The following is an 11,098-nucleotide window of genomic DNA, read 5'->3' on the forward strand; positions in this document are numbered from 1 at the left end:
CTTCAGTCGTCGGCAACGATGCAGTTGCGGCCGCGCTGCTTGGCCATGTACAGCCGCTTGTCGACGGACTCCATGAAGTTGATGCGATGGTCTTGCGTCGACGGGATGATGGTGTTCATGCCCAGGCTGATGGTGACGACTTTTTCGACTTGCGATTTTTCGTGCGGGATTTTTTCCTTCAGCACCAGCTTGCGGCAACGCTGCGCCACTTTCAGCGCGGACGCGCGGTCGGTTTCCGGCAGGATCAGCACGAATTCTTCGCCGCCGTAGCGCGCAAAGAAATCGCGCGAACGCGTTGCGGCGCCGCTCAGTGCGGTGGCGATCTGCTTCAGGCAGGCGTCGCCGCGGATGTGGCCATAGTGGTCGTTGAACTGCTTGAAGTAATCGATATCGAGCATGATCACCGCCAGCGGCGTGCGGTTCTTGACGGCGTTGGCCCATTCCACTTCCAGCGCCGAGTCGAACATGCGGCGGTTGGCCACATTGGTCAGGCCGTCGCGGTAGGACAGCGCTTCCAGTTCCTTCTGCAGTTCGACCAGGCGCGCTTCGGTCTTCTTGCGCTCGGTAATGTCGAACATGAAGCCGATCAGCGAATCGACTTCGCCATCCGGTTTGCGCACCACGTGCACCACGTCGCGGATCCAGACGTGCTCGCCATCGCGCGTGATGGCGCGGTAATCGGCTTCGTGGTCGACGCCGGCCTTGGATTGCGCCACGCAAAAATTCACCACGCCTTCGCGATCCTTTGCATGGATGCGCATGGCCCAGTCTTCCACCGACACCCAGCTCTCCGGCGACCAGCCCAGCAGTTCCTGGATCTGCGGGCCGACGTAGGCGAATTTCATCGTGCCCCAGTCGATCTTCCAGGGAATCGCTTTGGTCGATTCCAGCAGCGTCTTGTAGACGGTGCTGTCGGGTTCCATTTGTTTTTGAATCTGCTCGGTCATGAAAGGAGTGAAGTGATCAGCACGTGATTATTGGCTTGCGGCATTGACGCTGTTTGCGGCAAGAAATGCATGCGTAAGGATAACCTGAACAGCTTGTCGCATGATGAAATGCGCGGGCCGGGATGATGTTGGGACCTCGATACCCCACTGGAGTCAGCCGGAGATCTTCGACAGAAACGCGAGCGTTGCTTGCCGCAGTTGCGTGATGCCGGGTTCTTCGACAGGAAAGTGGCCGCAATTTTCCAGCATGACAAATGTCTTTGCGCCTTTGATGCGGTCAAAAAACGGACGGCTCGATGCAATGCCTGTCCAGCGGTCGTTTGCCGGATGCACCAGCAACACCGGGCAGATGTCGAAGTCTTCCGGCTCGACGGCCGGGCGTACCGTAAAAATGGAGTGCATGAAACGGATCGGCACATGCACGCCGCCGCCGTACGGATCATCGGCAACCAGACGGTTCAGCATCGAGTCGTTCGACATGGCGTGCATTTTGGTAAACCACTTCACGGGCAGTCTCAGCTTGCCGAACAAGGCCGCGCACCACGGCATCAGGGGCATCATCGCGTGCAGCACCAGCGCATTGCGCGCAAACTGGCGCCGCACCAGCGGCGATCGCGGATCGGCCAGCGTGGTCGCCATCACGCCGGCAACCATCTCCTTGCCCATGCGCGCCGCACACAGATACGCCAGATAACCGCCCAGGCTGCCGCCGAAAAATACCACGCGACGACCGCTGCGGCGATGTTCGTCGGCGGCAAGGTCGCACAGTACCTCGACCCAGCTTGCGTAATCGATCGTCGACGAATCGGCATGCGTCAATCCGTACCCTGGCAAATCCGGCGCAATGACTTCATAGCCGGCCTCGTGGAGCAGTCGCCCCAGCGGCGCAAACATGCGTCCATATCCGCCGCCGCCATGCACGACGATGACGGTCAGCGGCGATGACGGCGATGCAAACCGGTCGAGGTGGATCGAGGCGCCGCGCCAGGCAAACCATTCTTCACCGGGAGCATTGTCCGGCGAAATGCGTGCATCTTCGGGAAAGAAGGGCTGGTACTGTTGCCAGTAGGTGGCGGTCTGATAGGTTGACTGGGGCATGCAGGTCGTTGGATTGACGGTTCAACAGGCCCGTCTGTGCTGATGATTGATAAGAAAATGCAGGCTTGAACCGATGAGGCAATCGGAACTCCGGGCCTCTCCTCAGGTCCGTTTTGCGTATGCACGTTCCACCCGCGCAATGCGCACCTCGTAGTGCTCATACCAGCGCGCCTTTCCCGTCTCTTGCGCGATCCGGTGTTCCGCCACGGATTTCCATGCCGCGATGGCTTCCAGGCTGCTCCAGTACGAGACCGTGATGCCGAAACCATCGGCGCCGCGCACGCTTTCCACGCCGAGATAGCCGGCTTGTTCCGATGCCAGTTCCACCATGCGGTCCGCCATGTGCCCGTAGCCGTCGTCGCCTGCGGTGCGCAGGGAAGAAAAAATGACGGAATAGTACGGCGGCGCGGGAAGCGTGGCGAATGGCGGGCTTGTCATGACTGTTCCTTCCTGTTCTGTGTTCTGACAGATTGGCCTCTATACCCGGTCCATCCCCGCAGACACGATGAAGGCCACGATGGCGGAGGTAATCGACCAGACGGCCAGTCGATACTGGGGAATGAATTTGGTGATGAACGGCAGCAGGAAGTAGAGGACGACGCCGATGAGGATGCTGGTGATGACTCGTTTCATGACTTGATGATGTTGGTGTTGGATGAATGCGCCGGCCGATTCTTCCGTGCCAGCCATGCCGGGCGAACGCAGCGATCCTACCATTGTTTGAGGGCAAGGTGCCACCGGGAGATCGGAGGCGGTGGTTCGAAGATGGAATTGGGTATATTTAAAACTTATACCCCTATCCCCAATCGGTATTTCCTTGTTCTTCTTCCAAAAGAATAGACTTCAGTCACAGCAGTTTCGGTGAACGGATTGTTGTGAAGACCGCTACCACGGTCATTTTGTCTGGCAGTAACGCATCGTACCCGGTGCGGTAATGGCAGGCGATATCTGAATAAACATTTTGGAGACAGACATGGAATCCCGTTCGGCAGCCGGGCTTGCTGGATTGTCGATCCTGCCAGACGTGGCAGGACAGACAGTCCGGGGGCCAGCAACTCATTCTTCCGCAGCACCATCTTCTTCCGCTTCTTCCAGCACCGCACTGGCGCCGGTCAGTCTGGACGACAAATATACGGCGACTTCCGGTTCCATCTTCCTGTCGGGCATCCAGGCGCTGGTGCGCTTGCCTTTATTGCAATATCTGCGCGATCAGAAAGCGGGTCTCCATACGGCGGGCTTCATTTCCGGCTATCGCGGTTCACCCCTGGGCGGCCTTGATGAGGCACTCTGGAAGGCCAAGCCGCATCTGGAAGCGCACAAGGTCAGGTTCCAGCCCGGCACCAACGAAGACATGGCGGCCACCGCCGTCTGGGGCACGCAGCAGGTCGACCTGATCGGGCCGGCCAAAGTCGATGGCGTATTCGCCATGTGGTACGGCAAGGGCCCCGGCGTGGACCGTTGCGGCGACGTGCTCAAGCACATGAACCATGCCGGCACTTCCGCCAAAGGCGGCGTCTTGCTGGTTGCGGGCGACGATCACGGCGCGTATTCGTCGACGCTGCCGCACCAGTCCGATCACATTTTCTCGGCATCGATGATCCCGATGCTGTATCCCTGCAACGTGCAGGAATACCTCGACCTCGGCCTGCACGGCTGGGCGATGTCGCGTTTCTCGGGCTGCACGGTGGGCTTCAAGGCGCTGGCCGACACGGTCGAGTCGAGCGCCTCGGTGGACGCCGATCCTTTCCGCGTCGAGATCAACTACCCGGCCGACTTCGTCATGCCCGAAGGCGGCCTCAACGCCCGTTTGTCGACCGACACGCTGGGCGTGCAGGCGCGCAAGCAGGAAGCGCTGATGCAGGACTACAAGATCTATGCCGCGCTCGCCTACGCGCGCGCGAACAAGCTCAACCGCGTGATGATCGACAGCCCCAGGGCGCGGCTGGGCATCATCGCTTCCGGCAAGTCCTATCTCGACGTGCTGGAGGCGCTGAGCGAACTCGGCATCGATGAAGAGTTTGCGGCCGAAATCGGCCTGCGCCTGTTCAAGGTGTCGATGCCCTGGCCGCTGGAGCCGGAAGGCGTGCGCGAATTTGCGCAAGGCCTGGATGAAATCCTGGTGGTCGAAGAAAAGCGCCAGATGGTCGAATACCAGCTCAAGGAACAACTCTACAACTGGCGCGACGACGTGCGTCCGCGCGTGATCGGCAAGTTCGACGAAAAGGGCGAATGGGTGGCGCCGCGCGGCGAATGGCTGCTGACCTCCAAGGCCGACTTCTCGGTGGCGCAGATTGCGCGCGTGATCGCGGCGCGCATTGCGCGGTTCCACACCAGCGACCTGATCAAGGCGCGGCTGGCTTTCCTCGATGCCAAGGATGCGGTGTTGAACAAGGCGGTCGGCACGCCGCCGCGTCCGGCGTATTACTGTTCGGGTTGCCCGCACAACACCTCGACCAAGGTGCCGGAAGGCAGCTTTGCGCTGGCCGGCATCGGTTGCCACGTGATGGCCACCGCGATCTATCCCGAGTTCAACAAGCTGACCACGCACATGGGCGGCGAGGGGGGACCGTGGATCGGGCAGGCGCCGTTTTCGCAGGTGCCGCACGTGTTCGCCAACCTCGGCGACGGCACGTATTTTCATTCGGGTTATCTGGCGATCCGCGCTGCCGTGGCGGCCAACGTCAACATGACCTACAAGATCCTCTACAACGATGCGGTGGCGATGACCGGCGGCCAGCCGGTTGACGGCACGACTTCCGTGCCGATGATCGCGCAGCAGATGGCCGCCGAAGGCATCAAGCGCATCGCGCTGGTGAGCGAAGACGTCAGTCGTTACGCCGACCGCTCCAACTTGCCGGCGCTGGCGACCATTCATGACCGCAAGGACATGGACGCGGTGCAGCGCGAACTGCGCGAGTTGCCGGGCGTGACCGTGATCATCTACGACCAGACCTGCGCCGCCGAAAAACGCCGCCGTCGCAAAAAGGGCGAATATCCCGACCCCGACCAGCGCCTGTTCATCAACGAGGCGGTCTGCGAAGGTTGCGGCGACTGCGGCGTGCAATCCAACTGCACCTCGATCTTGCCGCTGGAAACCGAGTTCGGCCGCAAGCGCGCCATCGATCAGTCGTCGTGCAACAAGGATTATTCCTGCGTCAAAGGTTTCTGCCCGAGTTTCGTCACCGTCAGCGGCGGCAAGCTGAAGAAGTCCAAGACCGGCGTCATCAAGAAAGATGCCGCCGATGACTTCGGCGTATTGCCGGAACCGGCGATCCCGTCCTGCGACACGCCGTTCAACATCCTCATCAACGGCATCGGCGGCACCGGCGTCATCACCATCGGCGCGCTGATGGGCATGGCGGCGCATCTGGAAGGCAAGGGGGCATCGGTGCTGGACATGACCGGCATGTCGCAAAAGAACGGTTCGGTCACCTCGCACGTGCGCATCGCGCGCACGCCGCAAGCCATCCGCGCCCAGCGCATCGCCACCGGCGAAGCCGATCTCATCCTCGGCTGCGATATGCTGACCGCCGGTTCGCACGATGCGATTTCCAAGATGCGCCCGGGCCGCACGCGCGCCGTCGTCAACGTGCATCAGCAACCGCCGGGCCAGTTTGCGAAAAATCCCGACTGGCAGTTTCCGTTTGAAGACGTCAAGGCGCTGATCCAGGAATCGGTCGACCAGCAGGCCGACTTCATCGACGCAACACGTCTGGCGACGGCCTTGATGGGCGACTCGATCGCCACCAATCTGTTCATGCTCGGCTACGCGTATCAGCGCGGCGAGTTGCCGCTGACCGAAGCCGCTTTGCTGCGCGCCATCGAAATGAACGGCGTCGCCGTCGACTCCAACAAGACCAGTTTCCTGTGGGGCCGCCGTGCTGCCGTCGATCCGGCGCGTGTCGAGCGCATCGCCGTGCCGGCGCAACCGGTGGTGATCCGCATGCCGGAAACGCTGGACAAGCTGCTCAAGCGCCGCGTGGCTTTCCTGACCGAGTATCAGGATGCGGCTTATGCCGAGTCCTTCGCACGTTTCGTGGAGCAAGTGCGCGAGAAGGAAGCGGCGCTGAATCTCGGCGACAAGCTCACGGTGGCGGTCGCGCGCAACCTGTCCAAGCTGATGGCTTACAAGGACGAATACGAAGTCGCGCGCCTGTACACCGACGGCCGCTTCATGGAGCAACTGAAGCAGCAGTTCGAAGGCGATTTCTCGCTGAGCTTCAACCTGGCGCCGCCGATGTTTTCGAAGAAGGATGCGCAAGGCCGTCTGGTCAAGGCCAGGTACGGTTCATGGATGATGTCGGTGTTCAGGCTGTTGGCAAAGTTCAAGGGCTTGCGTGGCGGTGCGCTGGATGTCTTCGGCTACACCGAAGAGCGCAAGACCGAGCGTCGTCTGATTGCGGAATATTGCGAGACGGTGACGACCTTGCTGGACGGCCTGAGCGCGGACAAGCTGGCGCTGGCCGTCGAGATCGCGCAGTTGCCGGAGCAGATTCGCGGCTACGGTCACGTCAAGGACAAGGCGCTGGCGCAGGCGCGCGGCAAGCAGGAAGAATTGCGGGCGCGTTATCGTGCGCCGGCAAATCTGGCGCAGAAGGTAAATATCACGCAGATAGCTGCGGCATGACATTCAACTTCATTTCATAACGCCGTCGTCCCAGCGAACGCTGGGACCCAGTGGCGTTAACGGTTGCAGATATCGCCCATGTTTGCGATATCTACGACGCCGCTGGGTCCTGACTTTCGTCAGGACGACGCAATTATTTTTTTACGTGGCAAGATGAAAAGCTGCTGCCGGCAAGCAATGTCATCGCGACGACACCTTCACTCGCGCTTTTGCGTTAGTCTTTTGCCAAACAAGACAAAACAGATCACAGGAGACAAGCATGGATTTTGAACTGAACGAAGACCAACTGGCCTTCCAGGCCAGCGCGCGCGATTTCGCAGCCGGAGAAATGGCCCCGCATGCGGCAAGGTGGGACGAGGAATCGCATTTCCCCGTCGACGTCATCGCCAAGGCCGGCGAACTCGGCTTCTGCGGCCTGTACACGCCGGAAGACGTCGGCGGTCTCGGCCTGACTCGTCTCGATGCCACCGTGGTGTTCGAAGAACTGGCGCACGCCTGTCCGTCGACGGCGGCGTTCCTGACGATTCACAACATGGTGAGCTGGATGATTGCCTCGTGGGCCACGCCGGAAGTCAAGGCGACCTGGTGCGGCGACCTCGCCGTGGGCAAGAAGATCGGCTCCTATTGCCTGACCGAACCGGGTTCCGGCTCCGACGCGGCGTCGCTGAAGACCACTGCGAAGCTGGTCGACGGCCACTACATCATCAACGGTTCCAAGGCATTCATTTCGGGCGCGGGCGCGACCGACGTGCTGGTGTTGATGGCGCGCACCGGCGGCGAGGGCGCCAAGGGCGTTTCCGCCATCGTGGTGCCGGCCAATACGCCCGGCATCGGCTACGGCAAGAAGGAAGTCAAGATGGGCTGGAACAGCCAGCCTACGCGCACCATCAGCTTCGACAACGTCAAGGTGCCGGCCAATCATCTGCTCGGCGCGGAAGGCGAAGGCTTCAAGTTCGCCATGAAGGGCCTCGACGGCGGCCGCATCAATATCGCCACCTGTTCGGTCGGCGCGGCGCAGGCGGCGCTCGACGCCGCGCATGCCTACATGAAGGAACGCAAGCAATTCGGCCGTCCGATTGCCGACTTCCAGGCGCTGCAATTCAAGCTGGCCGACATGCAGACGGAACTCGTTGCTGCACGCCAGATGGTGCGCCTGGCCGCCGTCAAGCTCGACTCCAAATCGCCCAACGCCACCACCTATTGCGCGATGGCGAAACGCTTCGCCACCGACCTCGGCTTCAAGATCTGCAACGAGGCGCTGCAAATCCACGGCGGCTACGGCTATATCCGCGAGTATCCGCTGGAGCGTTATTTCCGCGACGTGCGCGTGCACCAGATTCTGGAAGGCACCAACGAGATCATGCGCGTGATCATCGCGCGCCATCTGCTCAACAACGAATCCAACGAGGACATTCGATGACCAGTTATACCAACCTCCGTCTGGAAACGGTCGGCCATACCGCCGTCGTCACGCTGGCCAATCCGCCCGCCAACACCTGGACGCGCGAAGGCCTGATCGATCTCCAGCGCCTCGTCACCGATCTCAACAATGACCACAATATCTACAGCATGGTGGTGACCGGCGAAGGCGAGAAATTCTTTTCCGCGGGCGCCGACCTGAAACTGTTCGCCGACGGCGACAAGGCGCTGGCGCGCGAGATGGCGCGCCGCTTCGGCGAAGCCTTCGAGACGCTGAGCGCTTTCCGCGGCGTGTCGATTGCCGCCATCAATGGTTACGCCATGGGCGGCGGGCTGGAATGCGCGCTGGCCTGCGACATCCGCATTGCCGAAACACAGGCGCAGATGGCCTTGCCGGAAGCTTCGGTCGGTTTGCTGCCGTGCGCGGGCGGCACGCAGTTGCTGCCCTGGCTGGTCGGCGAAGGCTGGGCCAAGCGCATGATCCTGTGCGGCGAGCGCGTCAACGCCGAGACGGCATTGCGCATCGGCCTGGTGGAAGAAGTCGTGCCGCAGGGCCAGGCAAAGCAACGCGCGCTGGAGCTGGCAAAACAAGTCGACAAGCAAAGCCCGTCCAGCGTGACGGCGAGCAAGAAACTGATCCAGGGCGCGCGCCACAATCCTCTGGCGACAAGCTTGCCGGTTGAGCGCGAACTGTTCATCGACCTGTTCGACACGCAGGACCAGAAGGAGGGCGTCAACGCCTTCCTGCAGAAACGCAGCGCGGAATGGAAAAATGCCTGAGTTCTGAAGCATGCCCTCAGCGCAGCGAAGCCGGAAGCAGAACTTCCGGCTTTTTTATTGCCGTCATGTTTATCAGCGACGGTGTGTTGTCAGAAAATCAAGCAGGGGAACTGTCATCACCGAATGGCGATCATCTTGTTTGTCATGGATGCGCACAAACAGGAGTTGCCGATGGAGTTGCCATTTCTCAACGGCGTGGAGCCGGGACCGTTGCAGTCGGGGCTGATCGTTGCCATCGCCGTCGTCGTGGCTGTGGTGATCGCCGTCATCCTGCATCGCATCGGCATCCTGCTGGTGCGCAAACTGGTGCGCAACCGGCCCTACACCACCAACGTCACGCGCATCGCGTTTCGCGCCAGCCAGGTCTGCGTCGCCTTGTTCGCCATCCGGATGGTGCTGACGGCGGCGCCGGACGACACGCCAGGATTGCGATCGCTGTCGTATCTGTGCACGGTGGCCTTGATTCTTGCGCTGACCTGGTTTGTCATGAAATGCATCAAGTCGGTCAGCGCCACGGTGATCCAGCTCAATCCCTACGACATCGCCGACAACCTCAAGGCGCGCCGCATCCTCACGCAGACCCGCGTGCTGACGCGCAGCGCGTATTTTCTTGTCGGTTTGCTGGGGCTGTCGTTTGTGCTGCTCACCCTGCCGGGCGCGCGTCAGTTCGGCGCCAGTTTGCTGGCGTCTGCGGGCGTGGCCGGTCTGGTTGCCGGTATTGCGGCGCGGCCGGTGCTGGGGAATTTCATCGCCGGTTTGCAGATCGCCTTTTCTCAGCCGATACGCCTCGACGACGTGCTGATCGTCAACGGCGAATGGGGGCGGGTGGAAGAGATCAGGGGCACCTTTGTCGTGGTGCGGATCTGGGACGAGCGGCGCATGATCGTGCCGTTGCAGTGGTTCATCGAAAACCCGTTCGAAAACTGGACGCATACCTCGTCGACGATACTTGGCACGGTTTTCCTGTGGCTGGATTTTTGCCTGCCGGTGGAAAAGCTGCGCGCCGAATTCGAACGTGTCTGCAAGCAGGCGCCGCAGTGGGACGGCCGGGTCTGCGTCTTGCAGGTCACCGACGCCAACGACCGCGCCATGCAGATCCGCATGTTGGTCAGCGCGCAAAACTCGGGCAATGCCTTCGATTTGCGCTGCGCCATCCGCGAGGCCATGATTGCCTTTATCGCGAGGGATTATCCGCAGGCCTTGCCGCGTCTGCGGTCGGCCATCGATCCCGTGGAGATCGGCGCGACATCGGAACAGGGGCGAGGCGCAGTTGATCGCGCTGATGAAATCATCGACGGTTCACCGCGCCAGGCCTGATCTTGCTTATTCCTGCGACGTCTCGCGTCCGGCGGAGACCTTGACCTTGTCGATGTCTTCCGAAGCGACCAGCAAGGTGTAGCTCCCTGCGTGGAGGTGGAATTTCAAGGCCTTGTGTATGCCCGCGCAGCGCAGCCCTTGATTGAAGGTGAGCGGCTCCAGCGCCTGCCTGCCGTTGGCGACATCGATGACGTCCATCCATGCCGGCGAATCGGCGGCGATCCAGTAATCGCCCTCGGTCTCGATGCGCCAGTTGTAGCGATTGGTGAAGCGCATTTCCTTCTTCGACTTGATGGCCAGTTTGCCGTACTTGCTTTCGGCTTCCGGCAAGGGCAGCAAGGTCAGCGTCACGGGCACGAAACCGTCGGTGAATGCGGGGGCGGATTCGGTGCGTGCATTGTTCCATTGGGCTTGCATGGCGCCGATGACCGGATTGGCGCTGACGCAGGTTTCTTGCGCGTAAGCGGCAGACGTCAGTAGCGATAACGCGAACGACAGCGTGAGCGACAAGCGGAGAACCTGTGTTTTCATCATGGAGACAGAGAGACGGAGCGAGTAGTAGGGAATAATATAACGTCGGCGGTTTGCCGGGCGCAATATCGTTTTGTCGCGCATGCACAGCGTTTGCGGCCTTCTGAAAGCCGCGATAGCGCGCTGCTTCAGGTGAACCCGGCGCGAATCCCCTATACTTTGCGGCTTCGTAAAATAATGCAAAGAACATCCGCGCCGACAACAAAAGCGCAAAGAAAGCCGTACAGCAATGTCGCAACCTTCATCAGAGCCATCTTCAGAGTCATCCAGGCAGCAACAGGGGTTTCTCCTGACTCGCCACTGGCGCGACACGCCGGCCGGGACGGAGGTCGAGTTCTGGCTGGCGACTGACGGCGGGCCGCGCCTGGTGCGGCTGCCG

At 61.0% G+C, this 11,098-nt stretch carries 10 protein-coding genes; 5 read left to right on the forward strand and 5 right to left on the reverse strand.

The window, feature by feature from the left end:
* Window positions 1–2: 2 nt before the first annotated feature.
* From PMI16_RS00270 to PMI16_RS26280, 4 genes are all read right to left on the reverse strand, one after another.
* The gene (locus tag PMI16_RS00270) at window positions 3–923 is read right to left on the reverse strand and encodes a sensor domain-containing diguanylate cyclase (protein WP_051994544.1); all 921 of its coding nucleotides are present in this window, start codon (window positions 921–923) and stop codon (window positions 3–5) included.
* Between the two features lie 177 nt (window positions 924–1,100).
* A complete protein-coding gene (locus tag PMI16_RS00275; protein WP_007875240.1) occupies window positions 1,101–2,045 on the reverse strand; it encodes an alpha/beta hydrolase in 945 nt (314 codons plus the stop codon).
* A gap of 102 nt (window positions 2,046–2,147) precedes the next feature.
* Complete coding sequence (locus tag PMI16_RS00280) at window positions 2,148–2,483, reverse strand: antibiotic biosynthesis monooxygenase family protein (RefSeq protein ID WP_007875241.1); 336 nt, start codon at window positions 2,481–2,483, stop codon at window positions 2,148–2,150.
* A 39-nt stretch (window positions 2,484–2,522) separates the two neighbouring features.
* Window positions 2,523–2,678 carry a hypothetical protein gene (locus PMI16_RS26280; protein WP_193365706.1) on the reverse strand — a complete coding sequence of 52 codons (156 nt, stop codon included), beginning with the start codon at window positions 2,676–2,678 and terminating at the stop codon, window positions 2,523–2,525.
* A 340-nt stretch (window positions 2,679–3,018) separates the two neighbouring features.
* On the opposite strand from PMI16_RS26280, the gene PMI16_RS00290 reads away from it, so the two are divergent.
* From PMI16_RS00290 to PMI16_RS00305, 4 genes are all read left to right on the forward strand, one after another.
* A complete protein-coding gene (locus tag PMI16_RS00290) occupies window positions 3,019–6,672 on the forward strand; it encodes an indolepyruvate ferredoxin oxidoreductase family protein (protein WP_007875245.1) in 3,654 nt (1,217 codons plus the stop codon).
* A 259-nt stretch (window positions 6,673–6,931) separates the two neighbouring features.
* Window positions 6,932–8,092 carry an acyl-CoA dehydrogenase family protein gene (locus PMI16_RS00295; protein WP_007875247.1) on the forward strand — a complete coding sequence of 387 codons (1,161 nt, stop codon included), beginning with the start codon at window positions 6,932–6,934 and terminating at the stop codon, window positions 8,090–8,092.
* Entirely contained in the window at window positions 8,089–8,871 is a 783-nt protein-coding gene (locus PMI16_RS00300) for an enoyl-CoA hydratase (RefSeq protein ID WP_007875249.1), read from the forward strand. Before PMI16_RS00295 ends, PMI16_RS00300 begins: the two co-directional genes overlap by 4 nt.
* A 171-nt stretch (window positions 8,872–9,042) precedes the next feature.
* A complete protein-coding gene (locus PMI16_RS00305) occupies window positions 9,043–10,188 on the forward strand; it encodes a mechanosensitive ion channel family protein (protein ID WP_007875250.1) in 1,146 nt (381 codons plus the stop codon).
* Between the two features lie 6 nt (window positions 10,189–10,194).
* Here PMI16_RS00305 and PMI16_RS00310 read toward each other — a convergent pair whose 3' ends face one another.
* Window positions 10,195–10,722, reverse strand: coding sequence for a hypothetical protein (locus PMI16_RS00310; RefSeq protein ID WP_007875252.1), 528 nt, complete (start codon window positions 10,720–10,722; stop codon window positions 10,195–10,197).
* A 226-nt stretch (window positions 10,723–10,948) separates the two neighbouring features.
* Here PMI16_RS00310 and PMI16_RS26750 point away from each other — a divergent pair.
* Window positions 10,949–11,098: hypothetical protein (locus tag PMI16_RS26750; RefSeq protein ID WP_337468725.1), on the forward strand; the 150-nt coding region annotated here is incomplete at its 3' end.

The organism is Herbaspirillum sp. CF444 (assembly GCF_000282135.1).
GTDB lineage: Bacteria > Pseudomonadota > Gammaproteobacteria > Burkholderiales > Burkholderiaceae_D > Herbaspirillum.

Coding starts and splice junctions, on each gene's coding strand:
- PMI16_RS00300 (WP_007875249.1), top strand. CDS start 8,089: ATGACCAGTTATACCAACCTCCGTCTGGAAACGGTCGGCCATACCGCC.
- PMI16_RS00275 (WP_007875240.1), bottom strand. CDS start 2,045: ATGCCCCAGTCAACCTATCAGACCGCCACCTACTGGCAACAGTACCAG.
- PMI16_RS00310 (WP_007875252.1), bottom strand. CDS start 10,722: ATGATGAAAACACAGGTTCTCCGCTTGTCGCTCACGCTGTCGTTCGCG.
- PMI16_RS00270 (WP_051994544.1), bottom strand. CDS start 923: ATGGAACCCGACAGCACCGTCTACAAGACGCTGCTGGAATCGACCAAA.
- PMI16_RS26280 (WP_193365706.1), bottom strand. CDS start 2,678: ATGAAACGAGTCATCACCAGCATCCTCATCGGCGTCGTCCTCTACTTC.
- PMI16_RS00290 (WP_007875245.1), top strand. CDS start 3,019: ATGGAATCCCGTTCGGCAGCCGGGCTTGCTGGATTGTCGATCCTGCCA.
- PMI16_RS00305 (WP_007875250.1), top strand. CDS start 9,043: ATGGAGTTGCCATTTCTCAACGGCGTGGAGCCGGGACCGTTGCAGTCG.
- PMI16_RS00295 (WP_007875247.1), top strand. CDS start 6,932: ATGGATTTTGAACTGAACGAAGACCAACTGGCCTTCCAGGCCAGCGCG.
- PMI16_RS00280 (WP_007875241.1), bottom strand. CDS start 2,483: ATGACAAGCCCGCCATTCGCCACGCTTCCCGCGCCGCCGTACTATTCC.